This window comes from Rhizobium mongolense subsp. loessense, from assembly GCF_900099775.1.
GTDB lineage: Bacteria > Pseudomonadota > Alphaproteobacteria > Rhizobiales > Rhizobiaceae > Rhizobium > Rhizobium loessense.
Window position 1 is genome coordinate 834,697 of record NZ_FMTM01000001.1, and the last position, 17,638, is coordinate 852,334.

The following is a 17,638-nucleotide window of genomic DNA, read 5'->3' on the forward strand; positions in this document are numbered from 1 at the left end:
GGATCTGCAGCTTTGTCGCGCCGTCTTCCCTTCAGCGCGACGTTTGGGGACGAAAAATCGCCGCAAAGTCGAGGGGTTTTTGAAGATAGGAATCAGCACCGGCAACCAAAGCGCGCTGCCGATCTTCCTCGGCATCCGATCCGCTGCAGACACAAAGCCGCATCGTTTTGAACCGGGCTTCCGCTCGAAGCCGCGCGATGAGCGCAAGGCCGCTATCGAGGGGCATATAGAGATCGGCGATGAGCACGTCCGGAAGCGCGTCGCGCTCGGCAAATCGGTGCTCCAGGGCGGCAAGACCCGCCTCGGCCGTTGCAAAACAGAAAAGATCAACAGAGATCCCCTCTTTCTTGCGGATATAGTCGAGGTAGAAAAGATCATCCCTGCTGTCATCGATATAAAATATGACTGGCATCGGTGCTCGCATCCAGCGGTCTCGGAACGCTTCTCGATTGTGCGTTTTCGCAACACTAGCCGCATTTTCCTCCAATCGATAGCAGCGGCAGACCGCCCACCGATGAATCAGTCGCGCAACCATGCGTTTTCCTATTGTGTCTTTTGGGTTTTCGGAAAAAATTGGCACGCGACTGGGGAGGTGTGACGACGTGTGGAAAGCAGCGGCGGCAGGACTGCAGGACGATCCGCAGATAAATCGGAAGCGCTATCGCTCCGCCGTCATCGGTATCGGCTCTCTGCTTGCCCTTCTCGGACTGACCGCGCTGGCCGGCTGGCTGCTGCAGCTCGAAGTCATCATTTCGGTCGTTCCCGATTTTCCGTCGATGGCGTTCAACACGGCACTCTGCTTTGTTTTGTCCGGCGGCGCCCTTGCCACTTCCGCTACAGGCCGGCGGCTGGTGTCGGTGCCTTCAACAGCACTTTCGGTGTTCGTCGTTGTCATCGCGCTCGCCCGGCTGATTGAGATCACTATCTTCGGCCGCACCGTTCATCACATCGACCGCCTGTTGACCGATATTCTTATATCGCCCGATTTCGCCGCGCAGATCGGCGGCGGCATGGGACCGAATACGGCCGTGATTTTCCTGATGGGCAACCTGTCGCTGATCGCCGCTCAGAATTGGAGAGCCGCAAGAGCGCCGCTCGTCCAGGAATTGGTGAGCTATGTGGTCATGACGCTCGGCATGATCGCCCTTATCAGCTACGTCACCAATGCGGAACAGGGCTATCGCTGGGGGCCTTATGCAACGATGGCTTTGCCAACGGCGATCGGCATGGTGCTATTCGGCGGCGGATTGCTCGCAAGTGCCTGGTGGCGGCAACCCGAAAGCCGTGGCCGAGTACCGCTGTGGGTTCCCGCACTCGTGTGCTTCACTGGGCTTACCGCAGACCTCTATACGCCGCTTGGTGTGGCGAACGGCATTCTTTACGTGCCACTGGTGCTGACCGCTCTCTGGTTCAGAAACCGCAAGGCGTCGCTTCTCTTCGCCCTCGTGTGCACCATCCTCGTCCTGCTCGGCTTCTTTGCCGTGCGCCACGACAGCGTAGGCTTCTGGCAGGAGGTCACGAACCGGGCGATCACCCTCGTCATGCTATGGCTGATTGCTTTGCTCGTATTTTACTACGTGCGCAACAGGCTGAACCTCGAGACCGAACGCATCCGCTTCAGCGCCTTGGTGCGCAGCACGCCGGACGCGGTGCTCACGATTGACGAAAAGGGAACGATCTTAAGTTTCAATCCGGCGGCCGAGCAGATGTTCGGTTACACGCCGCAAGAAGTGATCGGCAGAAATGTCAAGATGTTGATGCCCGAACCGTATCATTCGGAGCACGACGGCTATCTGCGCCACTATGCCGAAACCGGCGAGCAGCGCATCATCGGCACCACGCGCAAGGTTTCCGGACGGCGCAAGAATGGCGCCGCCTTTCCGCTCGATGTTTCCGTCAGCGAGGTGAAGAGCGGCGGAACGAAGGCCTTCGTCGGCATTGTGCGCGATATCAGCGAGCGCGTGACCCAGGAGGAGCGGCTGAAGACGACGCTGGCGCAACTTGAGGATTATACCGCCGATCTGGAGCGGAGCAATCACGACCTCGACGAGTTCGCCTATATTGCTTCGCATGATCTGAAGGAGCCGCTGCGTGGGCTTCACAACCACTCGCGCTTCCTGTTGGAGGACTACGAAGGCCTCCTCGACGAGGATGGCGTACGGCGCCTCAATCGCCTGGTGCGGCTCAGCCAGCGTATGGAGAAGCTGGTCAACGACCTGCTCTATTTTTCGCGGATCGGCCGGCAGCAGCTTGCGGTGAAGCGAACCGACATCAATCTTGTCATCAAGGATGTGATCGCCACCATGGAGCTGCTTCTGGAGGAGCGCCATGCCAAGGTTGTCATCGATGGCCAATTGCCGGAAGTCGTCTGTGATGCGCTGCGGCTCACGGAAGTCTTCCGCAACCTTATAACCAATGCGATCAAGTACAACGACAAACCTCATCCGCTCGTCAGCATCGGCTATCTCGAACACCTCGTCGCTAGGGACGGCACGACGGCGCGCAACGTCTTCTTCGTTAAAGATAACGGCAAAGGCATACCCAAGGAATTCCACGAGGATATTTTCCGCATTTTCAAACGCCTGGAAAAATCGCAGGATTCGGATGACGGAACAGGCGCCGGCTTGACCTTCGTCCGCAAGATCATCGCCCGCCACAACGGCGAGATATGGCTGGAATCGGAGGTCGGCGCGGGCACGACGTTCTATTTCACTTTGGGCAGGAAGCGCGAGGAGCAGAATGCAGCAGCGTGATACGCAACCGATCCTCATCGTTGAGGACAGCGAGGACGACTTCGAAGCGACGATGCGCGCTTTCAAGCGCACGAACCTGCGCAACCCGATCTACTGGGCGGCTTCGGGACAAGAGGCTCTCGATATGCTGGCAACCATCAGTCCGCGGCCAGGTCTGATCCTGCTCGATCTCAACATGCCGGGGCTCGACGGCCGCAAGACGTTGGAGGCGATCAAATCCAATACGCACTGGCATAAGATACCGGTCGTTATCCTGACGACCTCCGACGACGAGCGCGACATCGAGGGCTGCTATGCCCTCGGCGCCAATACCTATGTGCAAAAGCCCGTCGATCTGGACGGCCTTTTTGCAGCCATACAAAGGCTGAAGGAATATTGGTTCGAGATTGCCATACTGCCCCTGGAGGAGTGACGATTGGCAGAAGTCTGCTCGGTACTGATCATCGACGACAATATGGACGACCGCGATTTCTACCGTCGCATGCTGGGCCGTATAGCGGGTACGACCTACACGCTGGCAGAGGCCGAGACCGGTGATCAGGGTCTCGCGATGATCACCCGCAAACGGCCGAACTGCATCCTGCTCGATTACTCTTTGCCCGGCCGCAACGGCCTCGGAGTGCTAGCGCAAATCCTCGAACTCGATGCCTCCGCCAATGTCGTCATGCTGACAGGCCAGGGCAACGAGGCGGTTGCCGTCGAGGTGATGAAGAGCGGCGCACGCGACTACCTGACCAAGGATGCGCTTTCACCAGAAGGGCTGCACCGCTGCATTCAGAACGCCATCATGCACGGCGCACTGGAGACCAAGCTGGAGCAGAAACGCCAATCCCTTGAAATTTTCACCCGTGCGATGGCGCACGACCTCAAAGAACCGCTGAGAACAATCAAGTCCTTCAGCAAGATCCTGCACGGTTCGCCATCGCTGCTGCCTGAGGATCGCGAGCTTTTCGACTATGTGCTGAGCGCTGCCGATCACATGGAGGATCTGATCGTCAAGGTTTCGGGCTTCACCAAGCTCGAGGCCTCCGGCGAGCTGGAGCTGAAGCCTGTCTCGCTCGCCTCGGTGCTGGATCAGGTGGAGGATAATCTCCATCGGCAAATCGAAAGCCGCCAGGCAGTGATCAGCCGGGCAGACTTGCCCGAAGTGATGGGCGACGCGACGTTACTGATCCAGCTTCTGCAAAACCTCGTTTCGAATTCCATCCGTTATTGCGAGAACCGCATACCGGAAATCAGGATCGCGGCGACAGCAGATAGCGGCCTATGCCGGCTTTCCGTCTGCGACAACGGCCCCGGCATCGATCCCGCCCATCGTGAGCTGATTTTCCAGCCGTTCAAACGGCTCGTCGGCCGCGGCATCGAGGGAACCGGCCTCGGTCTGGCCATCTGCCGCCGCATCGCGCAATTGCATGGCGGTGCGATCTGGTGCGAGGCGCGCGATGATGGCGCGATTTTTATCCTCGAAGTACCCCTTGCGCAGGCAGCCGCCGCAGCCCCCGCGGCCATGCCTGCTGCTCACAGCGTCCGACATTACGAACAGGTGACGGAGGGGGCGGGCAGGCTTGCCGAGGTGCTGCTTGTCGAAGACAGCCCAGCCGACATACAACTTCTGAAACTGAAGCTCATGCGCCGCGAGAAAGTCAGCTTCAATCTCCATGTCGCAAACAACGGTCGTGAAGCGATGCTGCTGCTCGAGCAGCGTGCCGCAATAGCCGATCAGCCGCCGATGGACCTGATGCTGCTCGACATCAACATGCCGCTCATGGACGGTTTCGAGGTCCTGAATGCGCTTGCAGCCGATAGGCGGCTCGCCGGGATTCCGGTCTGCATCCTCAGTACGTCAAGCGACGAAGGCGATATTCAAAGAGCAAAGGAGCTTGGCGCGCTCGCTTATATGGTGAAGCCGCCAACCCTGCAGCAACTGGAAGCAGCATTGGAGGAAGTCGATACGTTGGAACTGCAACCACGCGGCGATTCGTTCGTTTTATGTGTAGAACAATCAAGGCAATCTCCCACGGTACTAGCATGACTTTCGCATCAGCTCTCGTTCTGGCATTACTCGCCACACCGATCCAATCCGGACTGCTATCGATGGTTTCTGGAATACATCACGTCACGGCGATTACCCGCAAAGTGCAGGCGAACGTCGATTTCTACGCAGGCTTCCTGGGCTTGCGGCTCGTCAAGCAGACGGCCGGGTTCGAGGACGCGACGCAGCTGCATCTCTTCTATGGCGACGCTGTCGGAACGCCCGGTTCGCTCGTCACCTTCCTCGCCTGGGAAGATGGTTCGCCGGGACGCGCCGGCTTCGGTCAAATCAGCGAGATCGCGCTTGCCATCGATCCTACGAGCATCGGCTATTGGCTCACGCGGGCAATGAGTTTCGGCCTGCGCATGGAAGGGCCAGGAGACGAGTTCGGCGAGACGGTGCTGCGCCTCAAGGATCCCGATAACATCATTTTGAAACTTACCGGGAACAGGGAACTGAAGAGTGCCGCCCCCTGGCATGGCGGTCCGGTGCCGGTGGAGCACGCCGTGCAGCGCATCCGCGGCGCGACCATGCTGACGGAAGTGCCCGAGGAGAGCCGCAGCTTCCTCGAAAGTCACTTCGGCTATCGCTTCCAGGTGAGCAAGGGCGCGATTGATCGTCTCGTCTCGCAGTCGGGCGACGTGATCGATGTCCGCAATGCCCGCGGCTTCTGGTCCGGTGCGCCGGGAACAGGCACGGTCGATCACGTGGCCTTCCGCGCCACCGACGATGCACAGTTGTCGACGGTTCACGAAGCGCTAGAAAAGACGAACTCCTCGGCAACCAGCACGCATGACCGCAAATATTTCCGCTCCCTCTATGCCCGAGAGCCCGGTGGCACGCTGGCCGAGCTTGCAACGGACAAGCCCGGCATGACCGTCGACGAGCCGGCCGAAACCCTCGGCTCCAAGCTCTTCCTGCCGCCAAAGGATGCGATCACCAATCTTGAGGACCTGAAAGTCGTCCTGCCGCAGTTTTCCATGCCCGGTGAGCCTCGCGTGAACTATCGCGATCTGCCTTTCGTCCACCGCTTCTATACGCCACCGGATGCGGATGGCAGCGTGTTCGTGCTGCTTCACGGATCGGGCGGCAACGAGACGACGCTGATGCCGCTGCTGCATAAGGTGGCGCCGCGCGCAACACTGCTCGGCGTGCGCGGCCGCGCGACGGAAGAAGGTTTCCCGCGCTGGTACAAGCGCATAACGCCGTTCTCCTTCGATCAGGACGACATCAAGAACGAGGCGGAAGCCTTCGCCGCCTTTATCGACAACGCCGTCAAATCCTACGGCCTCGACCCGAAGAAAATCGTCTATGTCGGCTATTCCAACGGCGCCAATCTTCTGAACTCGCTGCTCTACCTGCATCCGAGCCTGATACATCGCGCGGTGCTGCTGCGCTCTATGCCGGTGCTGACGGACTATCCGCATGCCGACCTTACGGGCACGGATCTGCTCGTCATCAGCGGCAAGACAGACGCCTATGGGCGATATGCGAACGAGCTTCGGACACGGCTGAAAAGCTCCGGCGCGACCGTCGATTCGGACGTCATCTTTGGCGGCCATGACCTCGGCGATGCCGATGTGCCAATCATCCAGAAGTGGCTTCTGCAGAAAGACCGCCAAGCTAGCGTCCCACAATAGCACTTAGAAAGACTTCCGATGTGTGATGATTTCTTGGAACGGACTTCCTTCAGCGAGTTTAGTCCAGATGTGTTTTCAACCGTATCTTTATCGGCAGGGGCATTTCTGCTCAACTCTTGTCGCCATCACTCAATTCGCGGATCTCTGCATTTGCTTCAATGAAAACGGAAACATCTAATCTTATTGAGATCAAATATTATTTGAATTTTTATCAGATAAAATTACGATTTATTCACGATATAAAAACAACAAAACACGGCCACGTTTGCTAATGGCTATACGTTAAGTCATTAAATACAATAATTGTAAATTATAATTACATGTTTCTTCATTGGATTTTCTACCCACCGCCGAACAAAAGATCTTCGTCAACAAATTACCTCATTTCTTCTATTTTTTCAGCATCTGTTCTATTTTGCTGCACTGCAAAAAATCCTTGCCGAACCTCGATGTGCGGCCTATCTTCGCCTGGACATTGATCACAGAAGGGGAAACGAATGCCTCCTCGGCCTGTTGACATCAGCCTGATCATCTCTTCGAGAAATCGGGCCTATGGCCTATTGAACTGCCTGGATGCCATCGCCACCGCCGCGCGGCAGGCGGGCCATCTACGCCTTGAACTTGTCTTCGTGGACAATGGGTCGAGCGATGACACCTCGGATGTCTTCAGCAAATGGGCGGCCTCGGCGCCGATCGACACCAATCTCATCTACGAAACGCTACCCGGCCTTGCCAATGCTCGCAATACAGGGATTGCCGCCGCCACCGGCCGTATCCTTGCCTTTACGGACGACGATTGCGAAGTGTTCCCAGATTACTTCACGGCCATCGACGCGGTCTTCGCCAATGATACGGAGATCGTCATGCGCGGCGGACGCGTCGAGCTTGGCGATGCGCGCGATCTTCCCGTCACCATCAAGACCGAACTCGAGCCCGCCGTATTGACCAGCGAGCTTCACGCGGGCGGCTTCATCCATGGCTGCAACATGGCCTTCCCGAAGGCGCTTTGCGAAACGATCGGTCTCTTCGATCCGCTCTTCGGCGCCGGCTCGCGGTTCCGCTCCGGCGAGGATACGGATTACATTCACCGCGCTTCCAACGCCGGCATCCGCGTCGAATATTTTCCCGATCTCGTCGTCAAGCACTTCCATGGCCGCCGCAAGATCGAGGACATCCACCACCTGCATGCGGGCTATGCCTTCGGCAACGGCGCGCTCTATGCGAAATACATGTTCGACCGGCGCTCCAACATGCGCGGCATGCTGCGCTGGGACATCCGCCAAGCGTTCAAGGAACTGATCAGTGGCCGGAAAATGAGCGAGGAAATGGGGCTTACCTACCGCCGCCAGCTTCGCGACAATATCACCGGCATGCTCGCCTATTGGCGGAGCGCCAAACGCGCCGCGGCGCCAACGGCGATCCGCCGCTGATCCTCACCGCCGGCAGTGCCACATTCGATTGGAATCTGAATGGCAGATAATGCAGTTGTGCATGCCGACCTGAAGAAAAAGACCGCGCTGTCCGTCCTCTGGTCGGTGATCCGCGTTGCGTGGAGCACAGTCGCAACCTTCGTCATCTTCGTCATCCTTGCCCGCATCCTTGGGCCTGCCGATTTCGGGACCTTCGCGCTCGCCAGCCTTTTCGTCGAGATCGGCCGTGTGCTTGCCTATGCCGGCCTCGGTGATGCGATTACCCGGCAGCTCGATCTCGACGAGGAACTTGCCGATACCTGTTTCTGGGCAACGGTCGCCTTCAGCGCCGTCGTCGCGTTGCTCGTCTTCGTCTTCGCTCCCTATTACGGCCAATTCGTCCGCGATCCTTCGGTAGCCGGTATCCTGCAGTGGCTGGCGCCATTGCTGCCCCTTTCGTCGCTTGCAGTCATCCACAATGCGCGGCTTGCGCGCGACTTCGGTCACAAGAGCCTTGCAGCGCAGAGCATCGCCGCAAGCCTCCTTTCCGGCACCACGGCTGTCATCTGCGCCTATCTCGGCTGGGGCATTTGGGCGCTGGTGGCGCAGACTGCCGTCAATGCGGCCGTCACCGTCGTCCTTGGCTGGGTGTCTTACCCGTGGATGCCGCGCCTGCGATTCAATCTCGAAAAATTCCGTTCGGTCTTCCTTTTCAGCGTTAGTCTCGTGGTGACGCAGCTCATGTGGATGCTGCTTGCCCGCGTGCAGGATATCTTCATTTCCCGCTGGTACGGCGCCGTCGAAGTCGGCCGTTATCGCATCGCCTGGCGGCTGATCGAACTGATTGGTCAGGCTGTTCTGGCGCCCATCGGCAGTGTTTCGCTGGTCACGCTGTCGCGCTTGCAGAACGATCGCACCGCATTCCGCAACGCTTACAACAAGATCGTCGGTGCCGCAGCACTCGGCACGATCCCGTTACTCTTCGGCTTCGGCGCGCTGTCGAATGACATGATCGCCCTGCTCTTTGGAGACAAATGGGGCAATGCCGGCGATATCGCCACCGTGCTGGTGCTGATGTCCGTGCCTTTCGTCACGAACTTCTTCGCATCCTCGGCGCTCTCGGCCGTTAACCGCGCGGAATCGATCCTCTCGGTGGCCGCGCTCCAGCTTGCGGTAACGCTGATCCTCACCTGGCTGCTTGTTCCCTACGGCATTTACGCGGTTGCGGCAGGTTATGTGCTGCGGGCCTGGCTAACGATGCCTTACCAGCAATATGTGCTGAGCAGATATGCCGGGATCGATGCGGCCGGCACATTCAAGGCGGTCGCCCTTCCCTTCTGCGGCGGCGCCGTCATGGCCCTCTGCGTCTGGTTCGCCCATCCCTACATCGCCGGGTATCTTCAAAGCCGCTGGCTGTCACTCGGCCTCAGCATCGGCCTTGGTGCCGTCATCTATCTGGCCTTTCTGCCGATCTTCGGCAGAAAGGCCATCCGTCCCTATATCGCACTCGGCAAGTCGCTGCTGCCGTTCGGCAAACGGGCTGAGGCCTAGCTTCGCCGCCGAGCCAGCAAACAGGAGCTTTTATGCAGGAAACCAACATTACGATCATCAACCGCCTTCAGGGTCTGATCGCAAACAACCTCTCCGATCTTGTCGATCCGGCGGAGCGCTTCGCGCTGCTGGATTTCCCCAACCACTACAATATCGGCGACAGCGCCATCTGGCTCGGGGAGCTCGCCTATTTCGACCGCCGCAAGACGCGGCCGGCCTATGTGACTGAGATTCCGACCTACGATGAGGAGCGGATGCTCGCGACAATTGGCAACGGCCGCATCTTCCTGCACGGCGGCGGCAATTTCGGCGACATATGGGCCGGCTATCGCCAGTTCCGCGAAGGCATGCTGGCTAAATTCAAGGGCCGCCCGATCGTCCAGATGCCGCAGACGATCCATTTCAAGGAGCAGGCCAATATCGACAGCACGGCCCGCGCCATCGAGCAGCACGGCAACTTTACGCTCCTGGTGCGCGACAAGAAAAGCCTGGAATTCGCGCGCCGCTGGTTCCAATGCGAAACGCGCCTTTGCCCGGACATGGCCTTTTGCATCGGCCCGGTCGCGCGCCCGGCGCCGCAGCACGAGTTGCTGCTCAACCTCCGCGAAGATCAGGAAGTCGGAACTCCGCAGGATCTCACCGCTGCCACGGGACGTCCCGGCACCGTCAAATCCGACTGGCCGGACGAGCCCGCCGATTTCCAGCGGCAAACCAAGCATACTGCGATCCTGAAGGGCCTGATGTCCGGGAAAATCGGCGGACGTGCCCGCATGACGGAGCTTGCCTATCGCGAGCGCGCACAGCAGCGTTTCGATCGCGGCGTGGCCTTGCTCGGCTCGGCGCGCCAGGTCATCACCGACCGCATGCACGGCCACATCATGTGCGTATTGATCGGCGCCGATCACTGCGTGCTGGACAACAGCTACGGCAAGACGAGCAGCTTCATCGAGGCCTGGGGCACCTGCAACACAGAAAAGGCAGCCCTTGCCGCAACTGTCGACGAGGCGCTCGCCATCCTCGACGCCCGCCGCGTGCGGCCTGCCGCAGTCGCCTGATCCCGTCAGCCTCGCCGGGCGATCATGATCCCGGCGAGCACGACTGCCCCGCCGATCGCCTGCATCGGGCCGATCGCTTCGTTGAGCAGCATCCAGGCGAGAATTGCCGCGACGACGGGCTGGAGCAGCAGCGTCAGCGAGGAGAAGGCGGCTGGCAGATAGGCGAGCGCATAAGTGATCGCCACTTGCCCGCCTGCATGGCTGATGAAGGCGAGACCGAAAACCATCGCCCAGCCGTACGCCGTGGCCGGCCAGATCTGATCCTCGAAGGCGAAAGCCAGCGGAAATACGAAGACCGCCGCAGACGCCGTACTCCAGAGCATGATGCGGATGGTATCGAACCGGCTTCTGAGCCTGCCGATCGCAAGGATATATCCGGCATAGAACAACGCCGCGACGATCGCGATGCCATCGCCCAGCAGATCCCCGTTCCCAAATGCCGAAGGCCCGCCCTTCAGGATGATGACGCCGGCCAATGCCAGTGCAAGGCCAAGAACGAAGAGCCGCGTCACCGCCGCTCGGAAGAACAGGAAGCCGACGACCGTGACGAAGACGGGCGCAAGATTTGCCAGCAGCGTCGCGTTGGCAACTGATGTCATCGTGATCGACAGATGCCATGCAGCAAGATCCATGGCGAGGATCCCACCTGGCAGGACCAGAAGCGCATAGTCCGAAAGCCTTTTTGGCTTGGGCCCGGCATCCTTACCCTTAATCAGCGAGAAGATGAAGATCGGTATCAGGGCGAGTGCGACGCGCCAGAACGCCGTGGCCATCGGCCCGACTTCCGACAGTCGCACGAAGATCGGCGAGCCGCCGATCGCCGCCCCGCCAAGGATCAGTGCCGCCAGGGCAAGGCGATTGGAAGGTGCGGTTTCGACGGTTGCGGAAGCGGCCTGCGACATGATCTCGATGCTTTCTGCGCCGCAAGCTATGAAAGCGGCGATCGGCAGCGAATTACCAGATGAAGGCCACCGACGATAGCGCAGGAACGACAAAGGCAGGCAAAAGTATTCGACAGCCCAGCGGCTCAGCGGGAAATTGCGGTAGCGAATTGCGGATTGCCGCGCATCGTATTGCTTACCGTGCAGATTTCCTCCGCCGCATGCGCGATCTTTTGCCGCGTCTCCTCGTCGATATCGCCCTTGATGGCGAAGACGATATTGAACATCTCGACGCGAGAAGGCCCTTCGGTCGCCTTCTCCCCGGTCACGTCAGCTGTCAATTCAGTGATCCTGTCGAGAACGCCCATCTGGCTTGCGGCGATGCGCGCGCTCAGCACCAGGCAGGCGGAAAGCGAGGAGTAAAGCAGGTCCAGTGGATTAAAACCCGGCTGCGACGGGCTGGTGACGATGTCGAGCTCACCCTTCGTCGCCGAGGTGACATGCGGAAAGCCGGTGCGCCCGAGAACGGCGGTGGCGCCCGTGGGTCTTGGTCTTGCCTTAAGGTCGGTCATGCCGGAACACTCCGTTGATATGCTTCTCAAGTAGCGGCTTTGCCGGTCGCCCGCAACGAACGCGCTTCCCGCAAATCCGGAGACGCGCGGGTATGAATCCTGTATCAGGCGAGCCATGAAGAAAAAACAGATCACGATCATCGGCGGCGGACCGGCGGGCTTGATGGCGGCCGAGGTCCTCTCGGCATCCGGGCACGCCGTCACCATCTACGAAGCGATGCCCACCGTGGCGCGCAAATTCCTGCTCGCCGGAAAAACCGGCCTCAATATCACCCATTCGGAAGACTATGCGCGATTCATCACCCGCTTTGGCAAAGCGTCCGACCGGCTGCGCCCGGCCTTGGACGACTTCAAGCCCGACGACATCCGCGCCTGGGCGGAAGGGCTTGGCACCGAGATCTTCACTGGCTCCTCCGGCCGCGTCTTCCCGAAAGTCATGAAGGCCTCGCCGCTGCTGCGCGCCTGGATCGCGCGTCTGGAAGCCCAGGGCGTCGAGATCCTGACACGCCACCGCTGGACCGGCTTCGAAGACGGCGGCTACGCGTTTGAAACGCCGCAAGGCCATCTTGTCATCCACCCTGATGCCGCCTTGCTGGCGCTTGGCGGTGCCAGTTGGCCGCGCCTCGGCTCGAACGCCGCCTGGGTGCCGTGGCTTGAGGAAAAGGGCGTGAACATCGCGCCGTTCCGCCCCGCCAATTGTGGCTTCGACGTCGATTGGAGCGAAACCTTTCGCGACCGTTTCGCCGGCGCGCCGCTCAAATCCGTCACCGCCACCTCGCCCGCCGGCACTTTCCCCGGCGAATTCGTCATCACCCGCCACGGCATCGAAGGCAGCCTTGTCTACGCCCATTCCGCAGCACTTCGCGACGCGCTCGAAACCGGCAAGCCCGCCTTTCTGCTTATCGACCTCTCGCCCGGCCGCAGCACTGAGCGCCTGGCAAAGGACCTCGCCCGGCAGGACAGGAAGGGCAGCTTCTCCAACCGCCTCCGCAAAGGCGCCGGCCTCGACGGCGTCAAAACCGTCCTTTTGCGCGAACTCGCAAACGAAGCCGACCTTCAGGATCCATCGAAGCTCGCAAGCCACGTCAAATCCCTGCCGATCCCTATCACTCGCCCCCGCCCCATCACTGAGGCCATATCCTGCGCCGGTGGCATCGAATGGAGCGCGCTTGACGCTGGCTACATGCTGAATGCCATTCCCGGCCTTTTCGCCGTCGGAGAAATGCTTGACTGGGAAGCCCCGACCGGCGGGTACTTGCTGACGGCGTGCATGGCAACGGGGAAGGCTGCGGGGGTGGGGATCGGCAAGTGGGTGGAGTCTCGCGCTCGCCCCACCTCGTATGATGCTGGTCTACAAGATCATCTCTAGAGCAAAACTTTCACATGCATAAAAACCGGTCTTATCGACCATCGTGGTTGCTCAGGCGAACAAGGAGACTTCAACATGTCAGAAAAAGAAATGGTGCCCAGAGCCGGAATCGAACCAGCGACACGCGGATTTTCAATCCGCTGCTCTACCAACTGAGCTATCTGGGCATCCGTGCTTCGCAGAACATTCTTCGTTGAAAGAAGTGCGGGGCCTTGGTTCGCCCCGGAAGCGAGCGGGGTTATAGCATCTTGTCCGGCCATGGCAAGCATCAAATGACAGTTTTTTGCCAGCCGGAGATTTTTTGCGGATTCACAAGCAAATTGAATGGGTTCGCTGTGGATTTCCGCGCTACTCTTCGTCGTCGTAGTCCGCCGTCTTCTCGTCTTCGGCAACCGGAATGGCATAGGCGCCATTCAGCCAGCGGGAGAGGTCGACCTCGCGGCAGCGGTTCGAACAGAAAGGGTAGTGATCGCGGTGCGAGGGCTTGCCGCATTCCGGGCAAGGGCGCGTCTTGCGCAGCGGCTCGACCTTGGCGGTGGTTTTATTCTCTTCGGGCACGGTGATCCTCCTCCGGGCTCAGCCCTCAGGCCACCGGCTATGCACGTCGAAGCCTTCGCCGGTCAGCAGCAGGATTGTTTCATAAAGCGGCAGACCGACGACATTGGTGTAGGAGCCCACCATTTTCTGCACGAAGCTGCCGGCCAGCCCCTGGATGCCATAGGCCCCCGCCTTGCCGCGCCACTGGCCAGAGGCAAGATAGTTCTCGATCTCGAAACCGGAAAGGCGCTTGAAACGCACCTTCGTCTCGGCGATCTTCTGGCGGATCTTGCGGTCGGGTGTCACCAGGCAGACGCCGGTATAAACCCAGTGGCTGCGGCCGGAAAGCAGATGCAGCGAGGCGGAAGCCTCGTCGGCGAACTCGGCTTTGCCGAGAATGCGGCGGCCGACGGCAACCACAGTGTCGGCAGCAAGGATATAGCTGCCCTTCCAGGCCATGTCGGTCTTGATCGCGGCAAGAGCCGCTTCGGCCTTTTCCGTCGACAGGCGCCGGGCAAGCGAACGCGGATGCTCGGATTTCCTCGGCGTCTCGTCGATATCCATCGGCATCAGGCGCGAGGGCTCGATGCCTGCCTGGTTGAGCAAGTCGACACGGCGCGGCGAGCCGGAAGCCAGAATGAGCTTGTATGTGAGCGCCATGGACCCTCGACCGGAAACGGAAGCCCTTGGGGCTTCCGGGCCAAGCCTATTTGAAACGATAGGTGATGCGGCCCTTCGTGAGATCGTAAGGCGTCATTTCCACAAGAACCTTGTCGCCGGCAAGAACGCGGATGCGGTTCTTGCGCATGCGGCCTGCCGTGTGGGCGATGATTTCGTGCTCGTTTTCGAGCTTCACGCGAAAGGTCGCGTTCGGCAGAAGTTCGGTCACAATACCCGGGAATTCGAGGACTTCTTCTTTAGGCATATAAAGGTTTTCTTCCTGTCGGTTGAGATGACGGCATTGGCCGCCTTAAAATTTTCGCGGAAACTACACAATCAAGGGTCATTTGTGAACCTTGTTGATCGGGCTTTCTTCCTTTTGTTTCACGCCGATTGCGCGGCGATGCCATTTCTCCTGGCGAGCCGTGTTTCGATGAGCATCTCAAGGTGATCACGCACCTCACGGTAGGCGTCGAGAATCTGCTCGCGGGTCCCGGTTGTGACCGTCGGATCCATCGTCGGCCAATAGATCACGTCGACGGCGCTCGACCGCGTCAGTTCCAGCGCGGCGTGATGGGCCTGCGGCGAGAGCGTGATGATGAGATCGAAGTAGTCATCCTCGAGTTCGTCAAGCGTCTGCGGCTGGCGACGCCCGAGCGAAAGGCCGATTTCATCGAGCACGACATCGACAAATGGATCGCGCTCGCCGGCGCGAACGCCTGCAGAACGTATATAGGTATTCTTGGGCAGGATGCTACGGGCGATCACTTCGGCGATCGGCGAGCGGATGGCGTTCAGCCCGCACATGAAGAGAATCGCGCCGGGCGCCTTTCCTTCTGCCGTGGTCGGAGCCGGCGCCATCGCCGTCATCCGCGCCAGTAAAGCACGCAGACGAGCGTGAAGATGCGCCGCGCCGTGTCGAAATCGACCTCGATCTTGCCGGCAAGCCGGTCCTTCAATGTCTGCGACCCCTCGTTGTGGATGCCGCGCCGTCCCATATCGATCGCCTCGATGCGGCTTGGCGAGGCAGAGCGGATCGCCTCGTAATAGCTTTCGCAGATCATGAAATAGTCCTTCACGAGCCGGCGGAAGGGGGTCAGTGACAGGATATGGGTCGCAACATCCCGTCCGTCTTCCGTGGTGATCGCAAAGACGAGCTTGGAATCGACCAGCGAAATCTTCAACCGGTAGGGTCCGCCGCTGTGACCGACTGGCTCGAAGCTGTTTTCCTCGATGAGATCGAAGATCGCGACGGCGCGCTCGTGCTCGACATCAGGCGTCGAACGGCCGATCGTATCGTCAAGGACGATATCTGAGAGCCGGAAGTCGCCCTTCGCCATGCCTCACCTTTCGAGATTGAGACGGATCGCGACCGATCGCGCATGGGCGTCGAGGCCCTCGCAGACCGCGAGGGCGATCGCCGCCGGACCGAGATCGCGAAGCTGCTGTGGACCGAGCCGGAGGATCGAGGTGCGCTTGACGAAGTCGAGCACGGAAAGGCCGGAAGAGAAGCGGGCAGAGCGCGCGGTCGGCAAAACATGGTTCGAGCCGCCGACATAATCGCCGATCACTTCCGGCGTATGGGCGCCGATGAAGATCGCGCCGGCATTGCGGATTCCGTCGAGCAGCGCATCCGGATCGGCAACCGCGAGCTCCAGATGCTCAGCGGCGATGCGGTTAGCAAGCGGTATCGCATCCTTAAGGTCCTTCACCAGGATGACCGCACCGAAATCACGCCAGCTGCGGGCGGCGGTTTCCGCACGGTTCAAAGTCTTCAGCTGCCGCTCGACGGCAGCTTCGACGGCCTTGCCGAATTCGGCGTTATCGGTGACCAGGATCGCCTGGGCACTTGCATCATGTTCGGCTTGGGCCAGAAGGTCAGCGGCGATCCAGTCCGGGTTGTTGTCCTTGTCTGCGATCACCAGCACTTCCGACGGGCCGGCGATCATGTCGATGCCGACCGTGCCGAACACGTGGCGCTTGGCGGCGGCAACATAGGCATTGCCGGGGCCGGTGATCTTTGCGACCGGTGCGATCGTCTCCGTGCCGTAGGCAAGAGCGGCAATAGCCTGTGCACCGCTGACACGGTAGATTTCCGAAACACCGGCAAGCTTGGCCGCAGCAAGTACGGCCGGATTGACCGCACCGCCCGTTGCCGGCACCGCAATGACGATGCGCTCAACGCCTGCGACCTTTGCTGGCACCGCATTCATCAGCACCGAGCTCGGATAGCTTGCCGTGCCGCCCGGCACGTAAAGGCCGACCGCCTCGATCGCCGTCCAGCGCGAGCCGAGCCCGACGCCCATGGCATCCTCATAGATATCGTCCTTCGGCAACTGGCGGCGATGATGGGATTCGATGCGGACGGCCGCAACTTTCAGCGCGCCGAGCACTTCGGAAGGCACTGCTTCCACCGCGGCATCGATTTCCGCTTCGCTCACGCGCATCGGCACGTCGGCAAAATCGATGCCGTCGAACTTCTTGCAATATTCGGCGAGCGCTTCATCACCGCGGGCGCGCACGTCGTCGATGATCGTGCGCACGGCCGCGTTCACGTCTTCTGAAACTTCCCGCTTGGTTGTCAGAAACGCGGCGAAGCGCTGCTCGAAACCGTCCAATGCCTGATCCAGCCAGATTGCCAACGCAGATATTCCTTCTCAATTCGACGCGGGGAAGTCTTCACGCACCGGGGTGGCGAGGCTTGGAGGCGGTTTCCCATGCGCCACCGATATCCGCAAGCTGCACTTCGATGCATTCGACGTCGAGGACGATCTCGGCTGCGCCGGCAAGCGTCAGTTCGATCGTGCCATCCGGCCCCTCGCCCTTCTGTTCGAAGCCGACGGACAGCAGAGACAGTACATCGTCCCGCCGCTCGCGGTCGATCCCGGTCGAGCGGACGGCCAGAACGCGCTTGAAGATCAGCGCCGCCCGGTGGCGCTCAAAGCCCTTGCGCTTGTTGAGGGCATCTTCCCAGACAAAGCGGTTGGCGGCTATCGAAAACTGCCCGTCCCGCGGCGACCAGGCCATGTCCCCGACCTTGAAGACGCTGTCCTGCATATGGGCGGAGACCACGGCAAGGTCTTCACTGTCGAGCGCAAGAAGCTTCAAATCGGTCATGCAGGCAAAACCCCAGGGTCTATCGCGCACCGCCGGGATGGCAATGCGTTCGACAACGGAAA

Annotated in this window: 18 protein-coding genes and 1 tRNA gene; 8 read left to right on the forward strand and 11 right to left on the reverse strand. The window is 60.1% G+C overall.

The features are described 5' to 3' along the window. Positions 1–31: 31 nt before the first annotated feature. Positions 32–412 carry a response regulator gene (locus BLP23_RS04150; protein ID WP_092584262.1) on the reverse strand — a complete coding sequence of 127 codons (381 nt, stop codon included), beginning with the start codon at positions 410–412 and terminating at the stop codon, positions 32–34. 190 nt (positions 413–602) lie between these two features. Here BLP23_RS04150 and BLP23_RS04155 point away from each other — a divergent pair, with 190 nt between their 5' ends. The 7 genes from BLP23_RS04155 (at position 603) to BLP23_RS04185 (ending at position 10,440) form a co-directional block, all read left to right on the forward strand. Next, complete coding sequence (locus tag BLP23_RS04155) at positions 603–2,753, forward strand: PAS domain-containing sensor histidine kinase (RefSeq protein ID WP_233426623.1); 2,151 nt, start codon at positions 603–605, stop codon at positions 2,751–2,753. Next, on the forward strand, positions 2,740–3,165 hold the full coding sequence (locus BLP23_RS04160) for a response regulator (protein WP_022718654.1): 426 nt from the start codon (positions 2,740–2,742) through the stop codon (positions 3,163–3,165). The genes BLP23_RS04155 and BLP23_RS04160 overlap by 14 nt, the downstream gene beginning before the upstream one ends. 3 nt (positions 3,166–3,168) lie before the next feature. Further along, a complete protein-coding gene (locus BLP23_RS04165; protein WP_092583653.1) occupies positions 3,169–4,785 on the forward strand; it encodes a response regulator in 1,617 nt (538 codons plus the stop codon). Beyond that, positions 4,782–6,425, forward strand: a complete 1,644-nt coding sequence (locus BLP23_RS04170) for a VOC family protein (protein WP_208603119.1) — start codon at positions 4,782–4,784, stop codon at positions 6,423–6,425. Before BLP23_RS04165 ends, BLP23_RS04170 begins: the two co-directional genes overlap by 4 nt. A gap of 497 nt (positions 6,426–6,922) precedes the next feature. Beyond that, the gene (locus BLP23_RS04175) at positions 6,923–7,855 is read left to right on the forward strand and encodes a glycosyltransferase family 2 protein (RefSeq protein WP_092583654.1); all 933 of its coding nucleotides are present in this window, start codon (positions 6,923–6,925) and stop codon (positions 7,853–7,855) included. A 39-nt stretch (positions 7,856–7,894) separates the two neighbouring features. Beyond that, positions 7,895–9,385 (forward strand): lipopolysaccharide biosynthesis protein, encoded by a 1,491-nt coding sequence (locus BLP23_RS04180; protein WP_092583655.1) that lies wholly within the window; start codon positions 7,895–7,897, stop codon positions 9,383–9,385. A gap of 32 nt (positions 9,386–9,417) precedes the next feature. Next, entirely contained in the window at positions 9,418–10,440 is a 1,023-nt protein-coding gene (locus BLP23_RS04185) for a polysaccharide pyruvyl transferase family protein (protein ID WP_092583656.1), read from the forward strand. A 5-nt stretch (positions 10,441–10,445) separates the two neighbouring features. Here BLP23_RS04185 and BLP23_RS04190 read toward each other — a convergent pair whose 3' ends face one another. Together BLP23_RS04190 and BLP23_RS04195 are read right to left on the reverse strand one after the other, a co-directional pair. Beyond that, positions 10,446–11,342, reverse strand: coding sequence for a DMT family transporter (locus BLP23_RS04190; protein WP_092584264.1), 897 nt, complete (start codon positions 11,340–11,342; stop codon positions 10,446–10,448). Positions 11,343–11,467: 125 nt separating this feature from the next. Next, a complete protein-coding gene (locus BLP23_RS04195; RefSeq protein WP_092583657.1) occupies positions 11,468–11,893 on the reverse strand; it encodes an OsmC family protein in 426 nt (141 codons plus the stop codon). A gap of 115 nt (positions 11,894–12,008) precedes the next feature. Between BLP23_RS04195 and BLP23_RS04200 the strand changes: the two genes are divergently transcribed. Then, positions 12,009–13,262, forward strand: coding sequence for a TIGR03862 family flavoprotein (locus BLP23_RS04200; protein ID WP_092583658.1), 1,254 nt, complete (start codon positions 12,009–12,011; stop codon positions 13,260–13,262). 91 nt (positions 13,263–13,353) lie between these two features. Here BLP23_RS04200 and BLP23_RS04205 read toward each other — a convergent pair. From BLP23_RS04205 to BLP23_RS04240, 8 genes are all read right to left on the reverse strand, one after another. Then, a tRNA-Phe gene (locus BLP23_RS04205) sits at positions 13,354–13,429 on the reverse strand. Between the two features lie 181 nt (positions 13,430–13,610). Beyond that, complete coding sequence (yacG, locus tag BLP23_RS04210; protein WP_092583659.1) at positions 13,611–13,820, reverse strand: DNA gyrase inhibitor YacG; 210 nt, start codon at positions 13,818–13,820, stop codon at positions 13,611–13,613. An 18-nt stretch (positions 13,821–13,838) separates the two neighbouring features. After that, positions 13,839–14,459, reverse strand: a complete 621-nt coding sequence (locus BLP23_RS04215) for a Maf-like protein (protein ID WP_092583660.1) — start codon at positions 14,457–14,459, stop codon at positions 13,839–13,841. A 46-nt stretch (positions 14,460–14,505) separates the two neighbouring features. After that, positions 14,506–14,724, reverse strand: a complete 219-nt coding sequence (gene infA / locus BLP23_RS04220) for a translation initiation factor IF-1 (protein ID WP_003545338.1) — start codon at positions 14,722–14,724, stop codon at positions 14,506–14,508. 119 nt (positions 14,725–14,843) lie between these two features. Then, entirely contained in the window at positions 14,844–15,329 is a 486-nt protein-coding gene (locus BLP23_RS04225) for an arsenate-mycothiol transferase ArsC (RefSeq protein WP_407691763.1), read from the reverse strand. Further along, positions 15,326–15,799, reverse strand: coding sequence for a UPF0262 family protein (locus BLP23_RS04230; RefSeq protein ID WP_092583662.1), 474 nt, complete (start codon positions 15,797–15,799; stop codon positions 15,326–15,328). Before BLP23_RS04230 ends, BLP23_RS04225 begins: the two co-directional genes overlap by 4 nt. 3 nt (positions 15,800–15,802) lie before the next feature. After that, a complete protein-coding gene (gene hisD, locus BLP23_RS04235; protein WP_092583663.1) occupies positions 15,803–17,101 on the reverse strand; it encodes a histidinol dehydrogenase in 1,299 nt (432 codons plus the stop codon). A gap of 37 nt (positions 17,102–17,138) precedes the next feature. Then, on the reverse strand, positions 17,139–17,576 hold the full coding sequence (locus BLP23_RS04240) for a DUF2948 family protein (protein ID WP_022718250.1): 438 nt from the start codon (positions 17,574–17,576) through the stop codon (positions 17,139–17,141). Positions 17,577–17,638 lie beyond the last annotated feature (62 nt).

Excerpts from the sequence above, each read along its gene's own strand:
- BLP23_RS04240 (WP_022718250.1), bottom strand. The coding sequence starts at position 17,576 with ATGACCGATTTGAAGCTTCTTGCGCTCGACAGTGAAGACCTTGCCGTG.
- BLP23_RS04190 (WP_092584264.1), bottom strand. The coding sequence starts at position 11,342 with ATGTCGCAGGCCGCTTCCGCAACCGTCGAAACCGCACCTTCCAATCGC.
- BLP23_RS04195 (WP_092583657.1), bottom strand. The coding sequence starts at position 11,893 with ATGACCGACCTTAAGGCAAGACCAAGACCCACGGGCGCCACCGCCGTT.
- BLP23_RS04180 (WP_092583655.1), top strand. The coding sequence starts at position 7,895 with ATGGCAGATAATGCAGTTGTGCATGCCGACCTGAAGAAAAAGACCGCG.
- BLP23_RS04225 (WP_407691763.1), bottom strand. The coding sequence starts at position 15,329 with ATGACGGCGATGGCGCCGGCTCCGACCACGGCAGAAGGAAAGGCGCCC.
- BLP23_RS04215 (WP_092583660.1), bottom strand. The coding sequence starts at position 14,459 with ATGGCGCTCACATACAAGCTCATTCTGGCTTCCGGCTCGCCGCGCCGT.
- BLP23_RS04160 (WP_022718654.1), top strand. The coding sequence starts at position 2,740 with ATGCAGCAGCGTGATACGCAACCGATCCTCATCGTTGAGGACAGCGAG.
- BLP23_RS04200 (WP_092583658.1), top strand. The coding sequence starts at position 12,009 with ATGAAGAAAAAACAGATCACGATCATCGGCGGCGGACCGGCGGGCTTG.
- BLP23_RS04150 (WP_092584262.1), bottom strand. The coding sequence starts at position 412 with ATGCCAGTCATATTTTATATCGATGACAGCAGGGATGATCTTTTCTAC.
- BLP23_RS04175 (WP_092583654.1), top strand. The coding sequence starts at position 6,923 with ATGCCTCCTCGGCCTGTTGACATCAGCCTGATCATCTCTTCGAGAAAT.
- infA (WP_003545338.1), bottom strand. The coding sequence starts at position 14,724 with ATGCCTAAAGAAGAAGTCCTCGAATTCCCGGGTATTGTGACCGAACTT.
- BLP23_RS04185 (WP_092583656.1), top strand. The coding sequence starts at position 9,418 with ATGCAGGAAACCAACATTACGATCATCAACCGCCTTCAGGGTCTGATC.
- BLP23_RS04230 (WP_092583662.1), bottom strand. The coding sequence starts at position 15,799 with ATGGCGAAGGGCGACTTCCGGCTCTCAGATATCGTCCTTGACGATACG.
- BLP23_RS04170 (WP_208603119.1), top strand. The coding sequence starts at position 4,782 with ATGACTTTCGCATCAGCTCTCGTTCTGGCATTACTCGCCACACCGATC.